General features: G+C 35.3%; 15 protein-coding genes, 3 pseudogenes and 1 riboswitch. Of the genes and pseudogenes, 2 read left to right on the top strand and 16 right to left on the bottom strand.

The annotated features are described in order from the left end of the window. Positions 1-221 precede the first annotated feature (221 nt). The 7 genes and pseudogenes from AC1DCY_RS21200 to AC1DCY_RS21170 form a co-directional block, all read right to left on the bottom strand. Positions 222-1,349: pseudogene (locus AC1DCY_RS21200) on the bottom strand (hypothetical protein); the annotation flags it as partial. Positions 1,350-1,551: 202 nt separating this feature from the next. After that, positions 1,552-2,013, bottom strand: coding sequence for an HNH endonuclease (locus AC1DCY_RS21195; RefSeq protein WP_477353382.1), 462 nt, complete (start codon positions 2,011-2,013; stop codon positions 1,552-1,554). Between the two features lie 100 nt (positions 2,014-2,113). Then, positions 2,114-2,758 (bottom strand): annotated as a pseudogene (locus AC1DCY_RS21190) (hypothetical protein); the annotation flags it as partial. A gap of 236 nt (positions 2,759-2,994) precedes the next feature. Next, positions 2,995-3,258, bottom strand: coding sequence for an endonuclease domain-containing protein (locus AC1DCY_RS21185; RefSeq protein ID WP_477353385.1), 264 nt, complete (start codon positions 3,256-3,258; stop codon positions 2,995-2,997). Between the two features lie 176 nt (positions 3,259-3,434). Beyond that, on the bottom strand, positions 3,435-3,875 hold the full coding sequence (locus AC1DCY_RS21180; protein ID WP_477353381.1) for a hypothetical protein: 441 nt from the start codon (positions 3,873-3,875) through the stop codon (positions 3,435-3,437). Between the two features lie 93 nt (positions 3,876-3,968). Continuing rightward, positions 3,969-4,763: pseudogene (locus AC1DCY_RS21175) on the bottom strand (ribonucleotide reductase N-terminal alpha domain-containing protein); the annotation flags it as partial. A gap of 202 nt (positions 4,764-4,965) precedes the next feature. Next, positions 4,966-5,796 (bottom strand): lipoate--protein ligase family protein, encoded by an 831-nt coding sequence (locus AC1DCY_RS21170; RefSeq protein WP_477353380.1) that lies wholly within the window; start codon positions 5,794-5,796, stop codon positions 4,966-4,968. A gap of 364 nt (positions 5,797-6,160) precedes the next feature. Between AC1DCY_RS21170 and AC1DCY_RS21165 the strand changes: the two genes are divergently transcribed. After that, positions 6,161-6,550 carry a rhodanese-like domain-containing protein gene (locus AC1DCY_RS21165; RefSeq protein ID WP_477353384.1) on the top strand — a complete coding sequence of 130 codons (390 nt, stop codon included), beginning with the start codon at positions 6,161-6,163 and terminating at the stop codon, positions 6,548-6,550. Between the two features lie 441 nt (positions 6,551-6,991). On the opposite strand, the gene AC1DCY_RS21160 is transcribed toward AC1DCY_RS21165, so the two are convergent. Then, entirely contained in the window at positions 6,992-7,132 is a 141-nt protein-coding gene (locus AC1DCY_RS21160; RefSeq protein WP_477353379.1) for a hypothetical protein, read from the bottom strand. A 405-nt stretch (positions 7,133-7,537) separates the two neighbouring features. After that, a riboswitch (glycine riboswitch) is annotated at positions 7,538-7,614 on the top strand. A 161-nt stretch (positions 7,615-7,775) separates the two neighbouring features. Between AC1DCY_RS21160 and AC1DCY_RS21155 the strand changes: the two genes are divergently transcribed. Continuing rightward, positions 7,776-9,125 carry an amino acid permease gene (locus tag AC1DCY_RS21155; protein WP_477353378.1) on the top strand — a complete coding sequence of 450 codons (1,350 nt, stop codon included), beginning with the start codon at positions 7,776-7,778 and terminating at the stop codon, positions 9,123-9,125. 137 nt (positions 9,126-9,262) lie between these two features. On the opposite strand, the gene AC1DCY_RS21150 is transcribed toward AC1DCY_RS21155, so the two are convergent. The 8 genes from AC1DCY_RS21150 to comX form a co-directional block, all read right to left on the bottom strand. Continuing rightward, entirely contained in the window at positions 9,263-10,234 is a 972-nt protein-coding gene (locus tag AC1DCY_RS21150; RefSeq protein WP_477353377.1) for a glutaminase, read from the bottom strand. A gap of 137 nt (positions 10,235-10,371) precedes the next feature. Continuing rightward, the gene (locus AC1DCY_RS21145) at positions 10,372-11,787 is read right to left on the bottom strand and encodes a M20 family metallopeptidase (RefSeq protein WP_477353376.1); all 1,416 of its coding nucleotides are present in this window, start codon (positions 11,785-11,787) and stop codon (positions 10,372-10,374) included. Positions 11,788-11,817: 30 nt separating this feature from the next. Further along, positions 11,818-13,044: an MFS transporter gene (locus AC1DCY_RS21140; protein ID WP_477353375.1), complete on the bottom strand. Its 1,227-nt coding sequence runs from the start codon at positions 13,042-13,044 to the stop codon at positions 11,818-11,820. A gap of 462 nt (positions 13,045-13,506) precedes the next feature. Then, positions 13,507-14,811: a hypothetical protein gene (locus AC1DCY_RS21135; RefSeq protein WP_477353374.1), complete on the bottom strand. Its 1,305-nt coding sequence runs from the start codon at positions 14,809-14,811 to the stop codon at positions 13,507-13,509. Positions 14,812-15,279: 468 nt separating this feature from the next. Then, positions 15,280-18,144 carry a hypothetical protein gene (locus tag AC1DCY_RS21130; protein WP_477353373.1) on the bottom strand — a complete coding sequence of 955 codons (2,865 nt, stop codon included), beginning with the start codon at positions 18,142-18,144 and terminating at the stop codon, positions 15,280-15,282. A gap of 354 nt (positions 18,145-18,498) precedes the next feature. Continuing rightward, a complete protein-coding gene (locus AC1DCY_RS21125) occupies positions 18,499-19,797 on the bottom strand; it encodes a serine hydrolase domain-containing protein (RefSeq protein ID WP_477353372.1) in 1,299 nt (432 codons plus the stop codon). A gap of 260 nt (positions 19,798-20,057) precedes the next feature. Next, complete coding sequence (locus AC1DCY_RS21120; protein ID WP_477353371.1) at positions 20,058-22,244, bottom strand: sensor histidine kinase; 2,187 nt, start codon at positions 22,242-22,244, stop codon at positions 20,058-20,060. Between the two features lie 131 nt (positions 22,245-22,375). Then, positions 22,376-22,534 carry a competence pheromone ComX gene (comX, locus tag AC1DCY_RS21115; protein ID WP_477353370.1) on the bottom strand — a complete coding sequence of 53 codons (159 nt, stop codon included), beginning with the start codon at positions 22,532-22,534 and terminating at the stop codon, positions 22,376-22,378. Positions 22,535-22,965 lie beyond the last annotated feature (431 nt).

Raw genomic sequence — 22,965 nt, 5'->3', positions numbered from 1 at the left:
CATTTGCACAGTTCACCTTTCTATTACTTGTTTCTCGACAATTCAAGTATATATAAATCGGTGAATCTGTGCTTTTTTTATGCGTGGAATTGTGTGAATACCCCAACAAATATTATAGAACCTTTCTTTTCGACACAAAAAACGCCCCTTTAGATAATCATATCCAAAGGGGCAAAGCTTCGCGAGTTTATTTTAAACATCACGTCTTTTTTATAAACGGTTTATAGGCCACATTTTAACTGCGCTGCACAGTTTGTACATGTATTACAGCCACCGATTTCTTCTACAGTTCCTTTACGGCATACAGGACAAGTATTCCCTACATCCGAACCAATAACTGTTGTCGATTCTAATGCTTGAATCGTATCTACTAATACAACTGGACGCTTCGTTGGTACTTCTACTAATTCTTCCTCGAATGATAGTTGATCCATATCATTTTCTTCAGCTTTTAGTGTCAGTACTTGTGAATCACGGCTACCATCTACATAGACCGTACCACCTTTAGCGCCGCCTTTATATAAGCGCTCATATACTTTTTCAACTTGTTGTACTGTATAACCTTTTGGTGCGTTTACAGTTTTTGAAATAGATGAATCAATCCATTTTTGGATGATACATTGTACATCAGCATGTGCTTCTGGTTTTAATTCCATCGCCGTAACGAACCAATCAGGAAGATTATTCTCATCTACTTCCGGATGACGTTCTAAATATTCTTGTACGATTTCTGCTTTTACCTCGATAAATTTACCTAGGCGGCCAGAACGGTAATATGTGAATGAGAAGTATGGCTCAAGACCCGTTGCCACGCCAACCATCGTACCAGTAGAACCAGTTGGAGCTACTGTTAATAAATGCGAGTTGCGAATACCTGTTGCTAAAATTTGCTCTTTAATGTGTGCAGGCATTTTTTGCATAAAGCCTGTTTCAGTAAATGCTTTACGTAAACGTGCTGTCTCTTCCTCAGTTGCTCCTACAAGGAATGGGAAGCTACCGCGTTCTTCTGCAAGTTCTGTTGACGTCTCATACGCAGTTTCAGCAATCGTCTTAAAGATTTCATCGACTAGCTCATTACCAGCTTCTGAGCCATATTCTTTCTCACAATAAATTAGTAAGTCCGCTAAGCCCATTACGCCTAAGCCAACACGACGCTCTCCAAGAGCTTGTACACGGTTTTCTTCTAAGAAGTATGGTGTTGCATCAATTACATTATCCTGCATACGAACACCAACACGAACTGTTTCACGCAGTGCTTCGAAATCAATTGTTTGATCTTCTTTATTTGCAAACTGCGCTAAGTTCACAGCTGCTAAGTTACACACAGAATATGGTGCAAGTGGTTGTTCCAATTATTGTTATCCTAAAGGCTTTTTATCCTCTAGTTCTTACAGTTCAATTCCTGTAAGTTCAGCATACATTTTCATTACACTACCTTCTGTAATGTTGCGGTCTCGTGCCCGGATTATAGTCTACTAGGTAGGATCACCGGGTATGCGTTGCCCCTGACTGAAGTTTTACCTTTAGCCTTCGGTTCGGATTAGCAAATAATTAACGAAATCTTTCAATGTAACTAAATATGAACTTCTGAAATTCATCTTCCGTTCTTGTCCCTTTAAGTTGATTACAATCATGACAGCTTATACAAACATTCTGGATACAATGCTTTCCACCTCTACTTAGAGGGGTTTTATGTTCAAATACTACTTGTTCCTTTTCAAGTTCAATTTTACAATAGCTACAAAATGGTTCAGATTCATAGAGCTTTTTCAAGTCATTCTCAGATATAGGGTCTGAATTTCTAATAATATCTCCAGCTTTTCCATTTCTTCTTCCAGAGCCATTATTAAAAGATTTTGCTCGATTTTTCCAAAAGTTATTTTTTCCCCAAACCTTCACTCTTTGAGATACACACGCTTTACAATCGTTTCTGTAGCCATCTTTACTGTCAGATCGTTTTCCAAAACAACTTAAATTTTTAATCTTATTACACTTTCTACATTGTTTTGTCATGTTATCACCTAACAAATAAGAATCATGTTGAAAGTATCGTTAATTACTATTTCTCAGCCTTCCCGCTTTATCCCGCAATTTTTAACGTGAGGCGAAGTCCACCACACGGATTTGTCGCTACAACGCTTTGACCATAAGCTTTTGCGTTTGTCATTTCATTGGCGTTGTCGATGAAGAAAATACCTGGCTCTGCAGAGTACGTTGCACAAACGTTGATTAAATTCCATAATTCCTTCGCTTTAATCGTGCGGTAAGTGCGTACTTTATAGCCCATTTTCTCCCATTCACGCACATCTCCAACTTTATGCCATTCACTGTTGTAAATAGCCATCTCTTCTTTTGTATATTCTTCAACAGCTGGGAAACGAAGCTCAAAGTCAGCGTCATTTTCTACAGCTTGCATAAATTCTTTTGTTAATGTTACAGAAATATTTGCACCCGTTAAAAACTCTTGATTGTGAACAGTATAAGTACCACCATCACGAAGCTTGTTTTCCGCTTCACGAATAATAGCCGTATCAAAACCACCTAAACCTTCGATACCTTTATAGTTAACAATACCTTGGTACATAGCTTCCTCTTGAGTTGAAAGAGGTTTAAAGTTTAATTTTTCTTTTGCTAGACGAATAATTGTTTTATCCGTTGTATTTTCGATTAGGTATCGTAGAATACGTGGATTTTGCATTTTTGAAATAATAAATTCCACGATATCAGGATGCCAATCTGCCAGCATAATCATTTGTGCCAATTTCTTACGCGGGTTCGCTATACCCACTCTCTATGTCACCATAGAAGTTGAGACCATATCTTACATCTATTAGATGTCCTCGCACTTCGGAGTGGCTTCACTCCTACTCTACTCACTTCCGCTAACTTAGCGTGCTTTCGATGGTCGTTGAACCTTCCTCTCTGAAAGAGGCTCGGCTGCTGATTGTCTTTATCCCACTGCTATTTTCAAGCATTCACGCTTACCGTTTCCAGTTACGTTGTAGCTAGCAGTGCATTTATAATGCGTTGTTTAACATTTTCAAAATCGTTTTTTATCTCATCTTCCCAGAAACGGAGTAAAGTGTAACCGTGAGCTGCTGCAATTTGATTTTTTTCAATATCCCTGGCTTTTATCCTCTTTTGAACTTCATAAAAAGTGGAATAAAATTTCGGATTCCCATGCCAAAAATCGCCATCACATTCAATTAGAATTTTTGTCCCTAATAGTAAAAAATCAAATTGTGCTCCTTCAAAGATGAAGGAATATTTGTAGGGGATTGATTGTTCAACTAAGAAATGCTCTAAAGCTTTTTCAATACTAGTTTTTCTAAATGTTTCCCTCTCTAGTTGCTTTAATGCAGCTTGTCGAATCTTTTCGATGGTTTCTTCACTATAAACCCCTGTCTTACCGCTATTCCATGAAGGAGTTCCATTTATTTTTCTAGTTTTAGCTGTTTTTGAAATGATATTTTCAAAATGAACCTTTTTTGTTCATCTGGCATTTCATTATGCCATTTTCCTGTATTTTGTGATCGAAGCCTACTCGCACACTCTTTACTACAAGTTTTAGTCTGCCGATGTTTTTCATCGAATAGTTTTCCACAAATTACACAAGTTAAAGGCTCACCTTTTCCTCGACAGCTTCTACTACAAAATTGATTGGGAATCCCACGCCTCAATTTTACCTTTTTATTACATAAAATATATTGGCAGGTAACCATTTCTATTGGATAAAAATAAGATATTAAATAATTATCTAACGTTAAGTTATGCTCATTTTTCAAATGAGACGTAAACCAACCTTGTTTATTATGATTTATTGTAAAACCACATATTAAACAAGTCTGTGGCTGTTTCGCATCATAAACATCCATATTTCCCACCTCGATTAAAGTGACAATATTTCCGTTAAAGAGTTTCCAGCAATTCACGAGGTTTGTTTACGCAGAAGCACCTAGATTATGCTTACCTCTGCGGCTGCCACCTTGTTCAACAAGATGAGTCAGCTTCGCAATATCATCTAACCATGATACAGAGCCAGATGATTTACCATTTACACCACGTGCTAAAGTGTTACGCGGACGCAATGTTGAACCATTCGTCCCTACACCACCACCGCGGCTCATAATTTCCATTACTTGCTTACGGTGATCACTGATTCCTTCACGTGAATCTGCTACAAATGGCATTACGTAACAGTTGAAGAACGTTACATCTGTTTCAGATCCAGCTCCGTAAATAACTCGTCCAGCTGGAATGAATTTTAATGATACTAACTGCTCATAAAACTTCTCAAACCATTCTTGGCGTTTCTCTTGCGTTTTTTCAACAGCAGCAAGTCCTGTTGCATTTCGTTTTGCGATTTGTTCATAAAATATTTCAAGAGGCTTTTCTAGCACGTCAATTGAACGCGTAATCACACCCGTTTCTTGCTCTTTCGGATCATCTAAAGCACTACGGTAATCTTCCTCAATCAAAATATCTGCTGTTTTTGTAGACATATCAAGCTTTTGGATTGTCCCTAAACCACGTGCAGGGAATTTTGGATCTGACTTCACTGTTAATACGACAAAATCACCGGCTTTTAACGTTTTCTTCTCCGTATCCTTAAACGAATAGCGATCGATCATCACAAGTCTTGATACACCTTTATGCGTAATGTGCATTTCAGATGTTACAGGATGAACCTGCGGAAATTGTTCAATATCTTTGTTTAACTGTTCAAATTTGTTTACTTCGGGTTGATGATTTGTAAGTACCATCGTTTTGCCTCCCTTTTTTTCTGCATTACAATAATAAATACACAATATCATGTGTCGTTAAACACTACATATTGTGTATGTTTCTTTAAAAAAGATACTATATATAGTTTTTTAATTCAACTCTTGCAATTTCGAATAGAATCCGAACCGCTTGTTATTACAAGGGTTGAACGATAAAAAAATATTTTTCTTATACCATTTTTTATTTTTTGAAGTTCCAATCATCACATGCATATTTTTTTTCTTCTAGTGCATGTACATATTCTAATTGCTCCTCAGAAAGTGTAAATGGTTTTAAATCAATTTGCAACGATTTTGCAAAACCATCTCTAAAAGCTGTCACACATTGTTCAATAGTCACTGGTTCTTTAACAAGGTTATTGATAGCAACCGCTTTTTCTGGCATCTTTCTACGCATACGGTCCTTCGCCTCTTCACTTGAAAAATTGAAAACAGACAATAATTTCTCTTGATCTAAATCAAGTAAAATAGCTCCGTGCTGTAAAATAACACCTTTTTGACGAGTTTGTGCACTACCCGCTACTTTTTTACCTTCTACGACAAGCTCATACCAGCTTGGTGCATCAAAGCAAACAGCGCTTTTTGGTTTCTTTAAGTCTGCTCTTTGTTCTTCTGTATCAGGTACACTAAAATAAGCATCCATACCTAGATTATGAAAACCTTGTAATATACCCTCACTTAACACTCTATACGCCTCAGTCACTGATTCAGGCATATCTGGATAGCTTTCAGAAACAATGACACTATATGTCAATTCATGTTCATGTAAAACAGCTCTACCACCTGTTGGACGACGAACAAAGCCTAGTCCTTGTTCTTGTACCGCTTCAAGATTGATATCTCTTTTCGCTTGTTGAAAATAGCCAATCGAAAGAGTTGCTGGCTCCCACTCATAAAAACGAATGACTGGTGGAATTAAACCTTCACTGTGCCAATCAAGTAATGCTTCATCTAAAGCCATATTAAAAGAAGGGCTACATTTCCCTGAATTAAGAAAATACCAAGTTGTCATATTTTCATCTCCTACAAATATTTAATTGAACATTAGCTAACGTGTACAAAAATGAATCTCATCACCATAACGTGGGGTTGATTTCCGTTCCGTCTGGGCGCTTTCTTGGTGGCGTCAGATAAGCCCAAAGGATACTCTCAGCCTCATTTTGACACTCTGCGTTTAGTTCTATTCTTTATTGAAGTAATCATCCACCCAAGTCTATGAATGTAGTGGAATGATTTTAAACCTTTCACTAATAACATCCATAAATTTAGATCGATTAATTCTAGCCACAATCTAATTTATTTTATCAAACTCATTGGACTATCGCTAGCGCATCTTTTATAATAATAAAGAAGATAGAAAGGGGTAAGAAATTTTGTTGAACATACTTATCACAATCGGTGTTATTTTAGTAGTTGTAATTGTTTATATCGGCATCAACGCCCTACGACTAAAAAAAGCCGTAACAAACCTAACACAAGAACAATTTATTGAAGGCTATCGTAAAGCACAGCTTATCGACGTACGTGAGCAAAAAGAATTTGATGCTGGTCACATCCTTGGTGCACGTAATGTTCCTTCAACTACTCTACGTCAACGTCACAAAGAAATTCGCCCAGATTTACCAGTATATTTATACTGTCAAAATACAGGCCGTAGCTCACGTGCTGCTCTATTTCTTAAAAAACGTGGCTACAACCAAATTTACCAACTTCAAGGCGGCTTCCGTACTTGGACAGGTAAAATAAAGTCTAAAAAACAAAATTAAAAAATCGATAAGACATAAGTGACTCATATAAATAAATCTACTCATGGAAACGAAGTAAATTTATTTATATTTACCTATATCACTTTGTTTTAACTTCTTTCAGCTATTAAAAATCAGCTGAAAGAAATTAAAGCCTCTGGCGGATGTCACGGAAATCGGGAAGGAGTTCTTTGTGCAAGCACAAAGCCGATTCCGGACGCAATTATACCGAGGCATAATTGATACAAAAAGAAACCATCTCAAATGACTATGAGATGGTTTACTTTTTGCGAAAAATTCTGAGTTTCTACTATATTATATATATTGTTTAACGTCTGACAAGTTAGTTCTAAAGAAAAAGGTAAAGCAACGTGAGGTAATATACTTATTACACTCACATTCCCTAGTCAAAATGCAGGACGCTTCCCATACTAGTTCCAATAACCCACCTCCTTTAACACTTTAAAAGCTCATCACCATAACGTGTGGTTGATTTTCGTTCCGACTGAGCACTTTGTTGTTGCTGTCGCTACGCTTTCGCACAGATAAAACAATTGTAGCTGCCGCTTCGCTTTCGCACAGAGCAAAGCTTCCTGAAGGCATCCGATGAGCCGCTTCGTTTACGCTGCAGGATCTCGGGCGAACACGATGTTGGTCACGAAGGCGTTATCACAGGATGATGGTTTTTACCTTCGTTCCCCTATTGCTAATCCCCAAGGAGTCTCTCAGTCTCAACTCCTATCAACTTATACAAAAGGCATTCATAATTTCCGGAGATGCGCCACTTTATACCATAAATTAAGTATTATCCTTAAATTAACATATGTCTAAAAATACTATTTTTCGTAAAGTATTTACCTAGACGAACTCCAATCTTCTTTTTTTCTGAAAATGACTGAAATTTATCCTTGAATAATTATGGTAGCACTGATAGGATGTATAATATCTTAAAATAATGTCATCAAGACATATAATACAAGCTATGAATGCTATGGATAACACTATAGCAGGAGCAGTTCTGGAGAGAGCGCATTTTGCGTCGCCGAAGGGTTCACTATCTCAGGCAAAAGGACAGAGGAGTAATATCAACTTTCATCATGAAAGCTATACCACACGAATGTTTTCTTTTTTGCATACAATATTCGCAATCGGTATTTGTTATTCTGTCGTTTACGAGACTAGTGTCACTACTAGTCTCTTTTTTATTTCCAGTCATAGTTTTTACGTATCTTTGAGGGGGAGCAACGTGGAACAACAACAATTAAAACGTGATTTAAAAAATCGCCATGTGCAGCTCATTGCCATTGGCGGAACAATCGGTACTGGTCTATTTTTAGGCTCCGGTAAGGCCATTGCTTTAGCTGGACCTTCCATCATCTTTGCCTATCTCATTGTCGGAACCGCCTTATTTTTCGTCATGCGGGCGTTAGGCGAACTGTTATTATCAAATGCTGGCTATACATCATTTACTGATTTTGCATCCGAATACATAGGATCTTGGGCAGGCTACATCACCGGCTGGACATACTGGTTCTGCTGGATTATGACCGCCATGGCAGATATTATTGCTGTCGGCGTTTATGTACAATATTGGTTTGATATACCACAATGGATGCCTGCAATTGGCTGTTTAGTGCTGTTATTAATGTTGAATTTATTAACTGTAAAACTATTTGGCGAATTAGAATTTTGGTTTGCCCTTATAAAAGTCATTACAATTGTTGCACTGATTGTAATTGGACTATTCATGTTATTTACAGGTTTTCAAACAAGCTCTGGCACAGTTTCTGTTGAAAATCTTTGGGCACATGGCGGGTTATTCCCGAATGGCCTACACGGATTCCTAATGGCATTCCAAATGGTTGTTTTCGCTTTTGTTGGTGTCGAGTTAGTTGGGGTTTCTGCTGCTGAAACGGCCGATCCTAAAAAAAATATTCCTTCTGCCATTAACAAAATTCCATTTCGCATTTTATTATTCTACGTAGGGGCATTATTCGTTATTTTATGCATTAATCCTTGGAATGAAATGTCTGCCTCTAGTAGTCCATTTGTACAAGTATTTACACTAGCTGGTATCCCAATTGCTGCAGGTATTATTAATTTCGTCGTTCTAACATCCGCAGCTTCAGCTGGTAATAGTGGTTTATTTTCTACAAGTCGCATGCTCTTTAATCTTGGAAACAACAAGCAAGCTTCACCAAAGTTTGCAAAACTCAATAAAAACAGTGTACCAAGTAACGCACTCGTTGTGTCTGCAATTGTAGTTTCCGCCGGTGCATTACTAAGTAAAGTAATGCCTGAAAACGCCTTTAGTGTTGTTACAACAATTAGTGCCATTTGCTTTATCTGGGTGTGGAGTATTATATTAATCTCTCATATTATCTATAAACGTAAAAATCGTGCACTTCATGAAGCATCCATTTTCAAGGCACCTTTCACTCCGTTCGTGAACTATTTAGTACTTGCCTTCTTTGCATTTCTATTAGTAGTGATGTTCATTTCAGAGGCAACACGTACCGCATTACTGTTAACACCAATTTGGTTTATCATACTAATGATTATTTATAAAAAGAAAAGAAAAAAGCCAATACGCTAAGGTGAATTGTCCTGGATAGAGACACTTTAAAGAAGTGTTCCTATTCAGGGCTTTTTTTTGTGCAAAAGCGAAGCGCCAGCAAAATAATATCACAAAAAAGATGACTGCATTTACTGAAGTCATCTTTTTGTGATTGATTAAAAAATATTCATATTCCACTCGGTAGCGATATGTTTAAGTAGATTCACTCCGGCTACACTGTTTCCGATGTCGTCAATTGCTGGTCCATAAATGCCAATACCACAGCCAGTAGGAAATGGCGAATCTAAGCCTGCATGACTTGGTACAGCCGCTAAAATTGCTCCAGAGACACCACTTTTTGCGGGTAACCCGATAAAGGCAGCAAATTTACCAGAAGCATTATACATCCCACAAGTAACCATCAATGCCTTCGCTAATTTTGCTACTTGCTTAGGAAAGAGCTGTTTATTTAAATGAGGATGATAGCCATCATTGGCAATTACTAAACCAATCATCGCCAAATCCGAAACGTTTACTTCAATAGCACATTGTTTCAAATAAACCTCCAATGCCTCTTCAACAGGACAATCTAAAAAGCCAGAATCCATTAAATAATAGGCTAATGAACGGTTTCGATTTGCAGTTTGCCACTCAGATTGATAAACCTCTTCATTAACCTTTAATTCCTTGCCAACGATTTGTTCTAAAAATTGAAGGATTTTTGATACCTTCTCTTGCGGAGAATTTCCATCAAGCATAGAGGATACTGTAATTGCTCCTGCATTAATCATTGGATTAAAAGGTTTTCCAGGCTGATGGCTCTCTAGACGAATAATTGAATTGAAGGTGTCACCTGTAGGTTCAACATCTACTCGTTCTAAAACATAAGGTAACCCTCGTTCCATACACGCTAAAATAAATGTAACGACTTTTGAAACACTTTGCAGGGTAAATAGTTCAGTTGTCTCTCCGGCTTTCATTTCCTCATTATTAGTACCGATAATCGAAATCGCTAATTGATTTGGATCTTTTTCCGCTAAAGCGGGAATATAGCTTGCACATTTCCCCTCTTTAGCATACGGAAGAAACTGTTTCACCAATTCTGCCGCAAGGTGATTGTTATTATGATTGATATGATCTGTCGGCATTTTGTGATCTCCTTTCAAAAAAACGGCATTTTACACCATAACTACTCAATAAGTACACTTTACTAAAAAAACTTAATAATAGGCAAAAACAGAGCCTCCATAGTTTACCCTATGAAGACTCTATATGGAATAACTTTTTACAGTTTTGGAGGCATAGTACCTTCTGGAATTAACGAAACATAAGTCTCCCCATCCAGACGTTCCTTCCATTCTTTTTTAGCTTCTTCAATAAGTGCTGGATTGTCAATTAAATCAACAGCAGTACAAGCCATAATTTTTGCAGCCTGTAGCATCCCTTTATGTGCTATTGGCATAACCCCCTGTGATACAACTTGCCAAGTATGAAGTGGTGTACCAAGTGCCATACATACCGTTGTACATTGAACAGTTGGGACATTCCAGCTTACATCGCCAACGTCCGTTGATCCACCCAATATAAACTCAGGAAGGACACTTGGGATGTGGTTAGCAATTACTTTACCTTGTAACTGCGCAGCATCTTCTTTCTTTAGACCAATTAACGATGTTGCCTGAATTTCAGGAGAAAATGTATTAAAAATAGCTTGGGCGTGCTGCTCATCTTCTATTGAATAAGTTGGCATTCCTAAATCAAGTATTTGTTTTTGCATCGCATCATAAAGTGTTTTATTTGGAATAAGATTTGATGCAGCTCCCTCAAAGGCGATTTCTAACGATGTTTCAGTCATTAGCGTTGCGCCTTTAGCAATATTTTTAACACGTTGATAAATCTCTTGTACTTGATGCTTTTTAGGCGCTCTAACTAAGTATGTCACCTCTGCATATGGTTGAACAACATTTGGAGACGATCCTCCTGTGTTTGTAACCGCATAATGCACACGCGCTTCTGGAATGATATGCTCACGTAAATAGTTTACCCCAACATTCATGAGTTCAATTGCATCTAATGCACTTCTTCCTAGATGTGGTGCTGCTGCTGCATGTGCACTTTTCCCCGTAAACTTAAAAATTGCCGCATAGTTTGCTAGAGAGCTACAAGTCATAACAGTTGTAAAAGTACCAGGATGCCAAGAAATTGCAATATCTACATCATCGAAAATACCAGCCTTCGCCATATAAGCTTTACCTGAACCATTTTCCTCTGCAGGACAGCCGTAGAAACGGATCGTAGCTGATTGATTATTTTGCTCTAAGTAATCTTTCACCGCAACGGCCGCTGCAAACGCACCTGTACCTAGTAGGTTATGACCACAACCATGACCACTTCCTCCGTCCTCTAATGGTTCGCAATGAGTAGCCCCTCCTTTTTGACTCAAACCAGGAAGTGCATCATATTCACCGAGAAATGCAATAACAGGCTTTCCAGAACCATACGTTCCAACTAGTGCTGTATCAAGCCCTGCAATTCCAATTTCAGTTGCAAAGCCCTCTTTTTCTAAAGCTGCCTTCATATATTGAACTGATTTCTTTTCTTGAAAGTGAAGTTCGGGTACTGCCCAAATGGCATCACTTAATTGAATGCTAGCATCTCTTTTTGACTCGACTAACGAAGAAATTTTTCCATGTAAACTCATATTTATTACCTCCTTAGAAATATGTTCCTATTATGAATTTAATAGACTCCCTTTTTGATCATTTAACGTTAAGAGTGCAATAATACAAATAACCGCAAATCCAATTAACATCCAAAAAGCTGCATCAAAGGAACCATTAAAAGCATCTACCATAAAACCGATTGCCATCGGTGTTACAAATCCCGCTAATTGTCCGCCTGTATTAGCAATCCCCATCGCTGATCCTGTGATGGAAGAAGGTAATTTTTTTAACACAATGGCAGGTAACATTGTAATGACAAATGCAAGGAATAAAGTAACAACAGTTTGATAGCCAATAAACATTGTCACAGACTTAGCTGTAAACATTAAATACAATAAAATACCAATAACTCCACATGAAATTGAACCTAAAATCTTGTCCATTCCTCGTGGCAACTTATCAATGATATAACCACTACCATAGACACCAATAATAGTAGTAATGGCTGGAATTGTTTGCGCCCAACCAATCGACATTAAATCGAGTCCACGATTTTTTTGAAGGTATGTTGGAATCCATGAAACTAATCCCCAGTTCACTGCATATATGCAGAAATAGGCAATAATTAAATTCCACATAAGTGGTGTTTTCAATAGTTCCTTAAAGTTAACTTTAGTAGAAGTATTTTCATTACTATTACTATTTTCCACCGCTTCATCTTGTGGAAGTTTGATATATTTCCAATATAAAAATGCAATAATAGCACCGATAGCACCAATTACAACAAACATCGTGCGCCAACCAATTGTTCCTAACAAATAAGCTGCGAGCAAAGGTACGAATAATGAAACGATACCTCCAGAGGAAAGCATGATTGACATTGCTCGCCCTCTTTCTTCCTTTGGATATATCGTCGCAATAATTTTGGAGCTAGATGGTTGGAACCCACCTTCCCCAATACCAAATAAAAATCGAATGGTAATCATTGCAACTAAAGACCAAGCTAGAGCTGTTAAACCTGTAAAAATTGACCACATAATTACTGAAAATAATAAGATTTTTTTAGCACCAAATTTATCAGCAAGCCATCCACCAGGTATTTGCATAATCGCATAACCTAAAAAGAAAGCGCTTAAAATAATCCCAGTAGAAGAAGCACCTAAATTTAAATCACCAGTAATCGATACTACTGCATAGTTCATGATGTAACGATCAAGATTTCCTAATGACCATCCTAAAAATAAGAGTGCAAGGATTAAATTTCTAGATTTTTTCGTCATTTCATTTGTTGTCATTAAAATCCCTCCCATGTTTAAACGACAGTGCTGCAATCGATAGTAATAAGACAAAAAGTTTAATTATCTCCAGAAAATTATGGTAATTAAACCTCTTATTCTTTCCATTTCGATATCTTTTGCAACCTTTATATAATATTTCCACCATCTCTCCCTATCTATAAAAATATGTCCCTTATATATAACGACATTTTCGTTATATATTCGTATAATAATCGACTTTTTATGAATTGACAATATTTTTTTGAAAATTTCCAATAAACAATCGAACAGAAAATAGTGTTTAAAATAAGTCATAAAACTAAGAAACCTTTGATTTATCTACTTTTTTTATCATTAATCGAAAACGAAAAGTCACTAAAAATTTTCTGTACCTTTCAACTTACAGAAGCTATCCATCAAACAAAAAATGCCCCAAAACCATTAATTGGTTAGGGACATTTTATATTTTTTGAAGTTGACCTACAACACAAGTTGATACATTTTTATTGGTCTACCACGTGTATGCTGTAATTCTTCTCCACAAATTTCCGCTAAGCCTACACTGCATAAATCAGCCATGATGCGCTGTGCATTTCGTTCACTCATTTGAAGCTGTGTAGCTAAATCCTTCGTAGTAAAATGCTTCCAGCTCATTTTTTGAACTAGTGCTTGTATTCTTGTATAGGTTTTAATGCTAACATTGCCTTTTTTTAATTTTTCAAGGATAGTAGGATCTTCAGCTCTATAGGAATATGTTAGCTCTTCGGTATTACCGACAGATTCAATCATTGTGCCATCATCTTGAATCATGACAATATCAATCGATTCATTTCCTTTCGTTTGACGTAAAGCTCTATGCGCATTTAATTCGGCATTAAATACTGTTTGCGCAAAACCTATCCCTGCTATGACCTTTGCCTCCATTTCAATGGACAGCTGATACATTTTTTCCTTAATGAACTGAATTTGCCCTTCGATTGCTCCCCTCGTACTAAAAATTGTATATCTGCCATTCCCTTCCTCGATTAAGGAACCATCAATTTGTTCACATAATTGCAGTAAGTTTTCCTTCATGCGTAATTCTAGATATTGAATACGATATCCTTGCTTCATTCTTTCCTTCAATGAATCAAAATCTTTTATTTCGAGCATAACAGCACCGATTTGCGTTTCTTTATAATACGACGTTTTAATTTTTTCGGTAAATAGTTGAACAGTATGATAAATTTCTGTTTTTGTAGGCGATACCCAATAGGAAGGGACCCCCATCTTTTTTAGTTCTTCATCGACTGATGGATAACATGTTATCGCAAAATCGATTTTCCCTTGCAGCCACAGGTCGTAATGGAAATCAAATAATTCTTTCGGATCAATGGCCACATCAAATTCCTTTAAATACATTTGCCTTACATTTTTCTCTATCTCCGCCAACCCTTCTGATGCCACATGTGCAGGTGATGGGATAATATCAATACTGACACTCTCAATAAATTTTTCCAATTTATAGGACTGCTCTAAAAAACCTTTATAGATGGCCGCTTCAGAAAAGAATATATGTGCCAGCTTATCGTGTGAGACGCTTGTCTGACTAGCAATTTTATAAGGTATGTATCCCGAAAATAGCCAAAAATCAACATCTTGATCATAGGTCTCTACGAGATTTTTTGTTTCAGTAGCCATCGAATAGATATACGGAATAAATTCCATATCCTGTTCAATTTCATTTGCTAACTCTATAATTTTTTCTACGGATTTTATTGGGCCGACAACACCTATTTTATACATCTTTAGTTCCTACTTTCTATGTAAAACTACTCTTGTTAGTACAAAAAATTCTCAATTGTTATACAGATTAACTATAAATAGTATATCGAAGAATTGATATTCTACACAAATAGAAAGATAAATTTAACCAATACCTATTTCTACCGAAGAACAATTAAATCGATAAAATTACGGGTGTTATAGTAGGAGACGCCTCCCTGTGCTGCAATCAGCTTATCCACATGACATACTTTTTAACATAATGTCATCCAACTTATGAATTTCATCGGAACACTTTTACGTTTTACCACCCAACTTTTGAATTTTATCGATAAACTTTTACTTTTCATCACCCAACTTTTGAATTTTATCGATAAACTTTCACGTTTATCACCCAACTTTTAATTTTTATCGACATCCTCATTCCATGCACACACACTAAAACCCCGAATAAATTTCATTATCCGGGGTTTAGGTTTAAACTATTTTTTATAAATCGTTTTCATACATTTTCTTATATAAAATTTCTAATTTCTTCGAGAGCTTACCATATGCAGTTTGCCAAGCTTTACGAGCTGTTGCATTTTCTTCCGTAGCTGGTACGTAAAGAGCATGAACCTCTGCTACCTTTTTCAAATCGCTCTCGGCCTGAGTTAGCTTAGAATAATTTTTCACGACACTCTTTTCAGAAGAACTAAGACCATCATATGCTGTACGAATTTCTTTTACTTTCGTCTCCAAGTCATCAATATATTCACCATTTACAAGTAGTAAATTAATGGATTCTACTAATTTCAAAGCAATTTCATTAGACTGTTGTTGGCCTTTATCTTTATCAATAATAGATTGTCGTATTTCTGGACTTACTAAACTCATTTGTTTTGATGTAAGCTTATCAAAAGCTTTGATGACAGTTGATGGGTTACTATTAAATGATTTTTCATATGTCTTTATAAATGATTCTACTTTTTTCACATCGGAAACTGCAGTTGTTAAGATGGCAGCATTCGTAATAAGTTTTTTATCACTAGAGCTCAGCTTATTATATTGAGTTGAAAGCTCCTTAATTCTTTCCATTGAAACTGTATACGTATCATTTGAGACAATGGTTGCAATTTCATTATTTAATTTAGTGCTATCTGGTGCATTCCCATCGTTTATACGATTATTGAGCAAATCTTCATATTGCTGTTTTGCTAAATACTGTTGATTTGCAGGTAGCTTTGCATAAGCAGTTTGTACTGTTTGAATTTTTTTTGCTTGCTTCGTAGCATCTGTTTCTTCTCGTGCGGTTTGCACTTTTTTATGGAATGACTTCACCCCAGAAAGATCTTTACTAGCAGCTGTTAATAAATAATAGTTTGTTACATACTTTCGTCCAGCGGAAGATAGGTTTTTATATTTTGTAGTTGCTGCATTAACAGCAGATTCAAATTGTGCAAATGTATATTTTGTTACATCAGCAAGCTTAGCAACATCAGCCTTTAAAGCCAATGCAGCAGCTTTATCAGCAGGTTCCTTACCATTTAAATCAACTGTAATAGTCGGTGGATTCAATAAAAAATCGTTTGCATTATAAACAAGTGACTGTTGTAAACTAGTTAACTTATTATAAGCTTTCAATACATTTGTGTAGTTAGTTTTCAACTTACTTTCAGCTACCCCTGGCGTTACTGATAGCTTTTTATAGGCGTCCATGTCCTTAATAATTTTTTCAGCTGCTTTAAAATCCTTTTGTAAAGTTATCATGCTATCATATCCGACAATTTTAGCCGCTGAGTTTTTCGTTAGGCCCTTATATTCATTAATAATACGGTTTACATTATTAACATGACTTTGCCAAGTAGTTACTGACGGATCAATTGGGTAACTGTCATCTGCATCGCCTACATAATTGTCAATCTCGATATTTAAACTGTCAATTTGACTGTTTTCTGCGTTTTCTGCTTGAAGTAAAGTATTCCTATATTTTGCTGGGACAAGTTGAAGTTGTTTATACGTTAACTTTTCATAAGACGTACGTATTGATTTTGCTGTAGTCACCTGTTTGCTAGGTGAATCTTTCTCTGACAGCTTATCGAAAAGTTTAATAAATTGTTCTATCTTTTTAATATCCGACTTAGCATCACTTAAAATCGATTGATTTTGAACAGTTGCTCGGTAATTTTGAGATAATTTTGCTATATCCTTTTCAATTGTTTCAACTGCTGTTTGTAAAGATTCTATGCTAGTAGGTACATACTTCGCAAAAGAATTTTCATATGTTAATAATTCTACAATTGCCTGATTTAGTCTTCTAACTTCTTTAAATTCATTGATATCTGTCGGATCTTTCAAAATGTTTTTAATGCTATTGTATAAGGCATCATTTAGATCTAAGCTACGTTGTAATAAATCAAACTTATCATAGGCCTCTTCAATGTCTTTTAAATATTTTGATAGATCTTTTTCATTAACTTCTTTAACCTTATCTACTTTCTCATTTAACTTGCTTACTAATTCTACATCCGTAGCTGCTCTCTTTAATACATCATAATTTGTCACATTCGCCTTTGCTGCAGGTGATAGTGCCTGATATTTACTTTCTAATGCCGTTACTTCTGCCTTAAAAGATTCAAGAGTTGTTGCATTATATTTGTTGTCATTTATTAGTAGAGTTTTAATTTCATCAATCATTGATATAGATGGTTCATTAGATACTGTTATTACATCAGAAGCAACAGATTCTACTAAAGAGGTTCCTACCTTCGCCTTTACTATAACCTTGATATCTTTCATGCCTTTTTCTAAAGCATCTTTAGGAATTCTGTATGTGTCGTTTGTAGCCCCTTCAATTATTGTGAAGGATTCACCAACTTTATAAAACCATTGATAGCTATATGTAATTTGACTTTTTTGTAACTTCGCCCCAGCATCATCGGTTACAATTGCACCCGCTACTTGTACCAATTCACCAGGTACTGCATAGTTTGAACTACTATCAATTCTAGGTTCAGTTATTGAAAGTTTTAGTTCTTTAATCGAACGGGGTTCACTCTTATACTTTTGGCCTTCCGTTGTAGTCGCTTCCACGAAAACTGCTTTGCCTGCTGCTTCTACTGGTATTGTAAATGACGCTGACGTTGCACCAGAGATTGGTTTATTTGTTGAATCATTGGAACCATCTACATAGTACCATTGATAACCTTTGACAATCGAATTTGCTGGTAAGTTTTCGATAGAAGCTTTTAAAGTTTCATTTACTATATTTTGTCCTGTGATGGAAACTGTATTGGATCCCGCCGCTCCTGCAACTGTTGGTACAATAAGAGCTACTGGAATGGCTGCTGCTGTGAAAAGTAATTTTTTATTCAAATTTTCATACCTCCTCTATCATCTATTGAATTATATCGGTTACATTCTTAATAATTCTCTTCATTTTATTGAATAATTCTAAAACGTGTATTTCCTCCCTATTCCAATACGGGAAATAATAATATTTTGATTTCCATACTACAAAAAAAGAAATCTAACAGTAATTCTCTGCTAAATTCCCCCTTTTTACAGATTTCTTTGTCATATAGCTTTTTCCAATTTTTTCGTCAGTATATTGTATGCCTTTTGCCATGCTTCAGCATCATCTTTAAGCTCTTTATATCATGACCTTCCTACGAGATGTCTCTTTCTTAGATTTGTACACTCAAAAATAATATTGATGCCCGCCTAAACTTATTGCTTATGAAGCATATAAGTTTTTTCATAACAATCGACGTAATGCACACGCTCTATTTCCCCTGATAATGAATAATAAAATATCAATCGTTCATAAATCATCTCGGTTAAAAAAGCCGTATTCGTAGTGTCATGACTAAATGGTATAAGCTTAAATTTATATAACGCTCCATACATCTTAGGGACTGTTAAATAAAGTTCATTATTTTTAATAGTAATGTTAAGTACTTTGTCTTCATTTTCTATTACATATTGCCCCACGATAGAATCTTTCTTTATGAACGCTATCGGAACTGCAGGTGCTGGCGAAGATACATTTTTAGCAAAAACAACCTTTGCAATCTCTCTACTTAAATGCATAACAGGTGTAACGCTCATATTGCTTAAAAAGATAATCGCAACTTGATCATCAATAAATCTAAGAAAATCACTTGAAAAACCGCTAATATCTCCAAAATGATGCACACATTTTTTCCCCCTTGCTTCAGAGACCATCCAGCCACAAGCATAGGATCCAAGATTTGGAGTCAACATTTTCTCTGTTAATTCCTTGCAAAGGATTTTGGAGGATTTTAATGCCTGATCCCAAATAAATAGATCCTCTGCTGTAGAATACATACCGTAGGAACCTAATGGAAATGACATATCCGCAAACGCTGAATGAATTGGTTCTTCCCAAAATGAATAGCCAGATGCTAAACCTGGAATCACCTTTATTCCATCATCACAACCTGTATGATACATACCTAATGGATGGCATATATGCTGCTGTATGTAATCTGCATAAGACATGTCTGCAACTTTTTCAATAATTGCCGTTAACAACGCATACGCTGAATTTGAATAGCCAAATTTACTACCAGGTTCAAACTCTAATTCCCTTTCTTTAAAGGAATCAATTAGCTGATCTAATGTGGATGGCAGTCTCATTCTGCGAAACCAAAAATCAGGGGCATTTGTATAATTAGGTATTCCGGAACTATTAGTTAAGCAATGATAGATTGTTATTTTTTGACCATTCGGATAATCATGTAGATACTTTCCTACGCAATCATCAATATTCAATTTTTGCTTTTCATGCAATTGAAATATAGCCATCGCTGTAAATGCTTTCGTGAGTGACCCTATACGAAATTTTGTTGTTGGCACATTTGGAACGCTATGTTCCCAATTCGCCATCCCAAATCCTCTGTTTAAAAGAATATTGTCATTAGATGCAATTAATAAAGTACCGTTCAAATAACCATTTCGATTATAAGAATCTACCCAATTACTTAACCGTTCCTCTAATAGCATGTGAGTTTCTCCTTACTAGAATGGTTAATCATTCTTTCTATTGATAGGTTTTCCTTACCTGATGAATCGCCTAATCCGCTTGGAGTTAATAAACGACTATCCTTTTTAATCAATTTCATCGTTATGTTGAAGATATTACCCTCCACTTATATAAATAAACTTCAAAGCAAAACCTCCCAATCCATACTCATACTGTGAATTCTGCACAATACAAAAAGATTAGGAGGTGTGAAAATGGTTCATATCTTTCTATTCATATATTATTCTCTACTAAGAGTTAGCCATCTATCGTTGCCATAGGAATGAGAATAATCCCTTTCATTTACCTTAATTCGTATAGACATTCCTCTTCCTACATTGGTATTGATAGAAAACTGGCCATTAAAAGCTTGTACCCTCTCTTGCATTCCTCTGATCCCCATTGAATCAGAAACAATAATTTCATCCATTTTACATCCTACACCATCATCTGAATAAATAATTTCAAAGCCATCTTCAGTTTCCAATAGATGAATTTCGACAATATTGGCCTGTGAATGTTTCATGGCATTGTTCGTTAACTCTTGGAAAAGCCGATAAATCATCAAGTTTAAACGCTCATCCTTTAAATATAGACGGTCAATTGTGTAAATTAAAACAAAATCAGCACGCTTATGAATTTTTTGAATAAACTTCTCAAGTGCTGCATTTAAGCCTAGTGTATCTAATAATGGCGGCTTCAAATTTTCACAGTAGCCTCTTAAATCATTCAACGATGCAATCATATGATCATGAATCTTAGTAAGGTTCACATAAATATCCGCTGTCCTCTTCGCATGAATACATACATCCATTTCTCGCGCAATATGTAGCTGCTCTTGCAAAACCGTATCATGAAGCTCTTGAGCTAATTGATATTTTTCTTGTTCAAATCGTAGCCAAAGAAGCTTATTAAGCCATGGTAGCTGACTTTTATCAGCCTCTTTCATATGCTTTAACTGTTCTAACAGACCTTCCACCATTTTCGTATTTTCTATAAAATTATTTACATATAAAAGCAATAATTCAAGCCATAATAACTCCTCATCCTTTAGATAAATTGATTTATTATGGTCTACAACTAATATTCTTTTATAATTCATATCTTGATGAATAAAAGCAATATAAAAATGCTCCGTTTTCTTTATATCCCCCAAGGTGAGATTCTCAAGTAATATTTCGTTAATTTGATTTTGAGTAAATTCTTTCGATGGGCTTGTGGAAGTCATTTGATGTGTTTGTAAATCATAGGTTAATACGTTTACATGTTTGATCTCAAGGTGTGTAGCAATTTCTTGAACAAACTTCTCAAGTAAGTCCTCAATCTTCACAACCCTACCAATACTATCAACAGTTGTATACAATCGATGGATATAATCTCCTTTTGTTGAAAAAAGAATTTTTCGCTTATGATAATCTATTTTCTCTTTAATGTAAAAAAGTGCGATTGATGATAAGAAGGCAAAAAAGAATAATTCCGCCATACTTGAAATAGGCATATCAGTAAGCCAATAAAGACCCATTAACAGCCAAATTGTAAAAACAAATGAAAAATTAAAATAATGGCGCAAACGGGTAATGAAGTACTCCATATCAAATATACGTTCAGTGAGCTGTGTACAAATAAAACTATACGGTATTAACATAAGAAATAATGAACTAATTTCCGCAGAGAGCACTTGCTTATTGAAGATTATTTCTGGCAACGCATATAGAAACAGAAACGGTAGAAATGGGATGATGATACTACTTAATAAGATTTTTAATTGTGGTGTTTTAAATATTAAGTAACTAATTCCCAATATATATAGAATTACAGTTAGCAAAATAAAAAATATCCAAAGGGTTAAACTAGAGAATATAGGATTGATAAAAGGATATATAATACTACAAACGCTTAAAAAAACAGCCATTAGCGGAAGTAAATAAAATACTTTAATATTGTCAATAAAAATCCATTTTAAATTCAAAAACAAAAAGTATTTCCTAAGAAAATGAATTAATAGGACTAAGCAAACTAGCATACTACTACGATTTATTATAATCCCAATACTATCCAATATACCTGCCGCGCCTATACTAACATATGCTAGTGAGACAGTTAGTATAAAAAATATTAGTATATTCACTAAAGGGTTATTCTTTTGATTTAAATACAAGTATAGAGAAATTATAAGAGTAAGAAAAAAATAACAAGTTGGTGCTATTATTAAATAATAAAATTGTTGGGGAATATCTAGTGGTTTTATGTGTATATGGATTAAACTACTATTCGATTTCTTTATCGTTAAATCATTGGCTGCTCGTAATACGAAATCATACTTTAAATTAGGAATATTATTAATCTCAGTTCCATCTACATTTATAATAATATCTCCGGGTTCTATTTGTTGTTTAGTAGCCCAATCTTTATAATAAGAATCTACCACTAACCATTCTCCGTTTTTCTCCTTAAGCTCGATATTTATAAAAGGCTTGCTATAAGTTACATAAAGTAAGTAAAGACCCATTATTAAATAAATACTTATAGCAAGCCAAAACCACTTACTTTTAGTATTACTTAGTACCAAAGGCGACTGTTTACATATAGCACTTCATCAAAAGATTCCAGAATTGCTTTTTGTTCAAGTTCTGTAACACCAACTAGAGAGGCTTTTTTTTCTTTTAACAAAGTTATCAACGATGGATTTTGCTCTAAAAATTGAATAATGTTAATCATAAAATCTCCTCATTTCATTAGTTTTTATAGTTACACTTTCTAGGTACACATAACATCGAGCTTCAATTTACATTTACCAATTATTTTACAAGGAATTAATAACCATAAATGTAACTACACCTTCATTATACTATCGCATTACATTTAATCAACAATATTTTCTATTAATCGCTAAAAAATAATAGATTATGTAGCATTTTTCACAAAATGAACTAATCTTCGCAATACTCAGCCATATTCACATTGTGAATTTCTGTCAATAAATTCAACGGAAATAATTCAGTTTCTTTTCTTCTCGTTCAACATATATGGATGAAGAAAGAGAAGAGGAGGCATGTTCCGCAAATTTTTTCCTTAATTCCCCTTATAAAATCCTGATAATTATAATTTAAAGTGTCATTAACAACGTTTTTTCATCAGTAGGCACCTGT

This window comes from Lysinibacillus sp. 10T31 (genome assembly GCF_056394365.1).
Note: the sequence above shows the minus strand (reverse complement) of the source record. Positions and strands in the feature narration are given on the sequence as shown.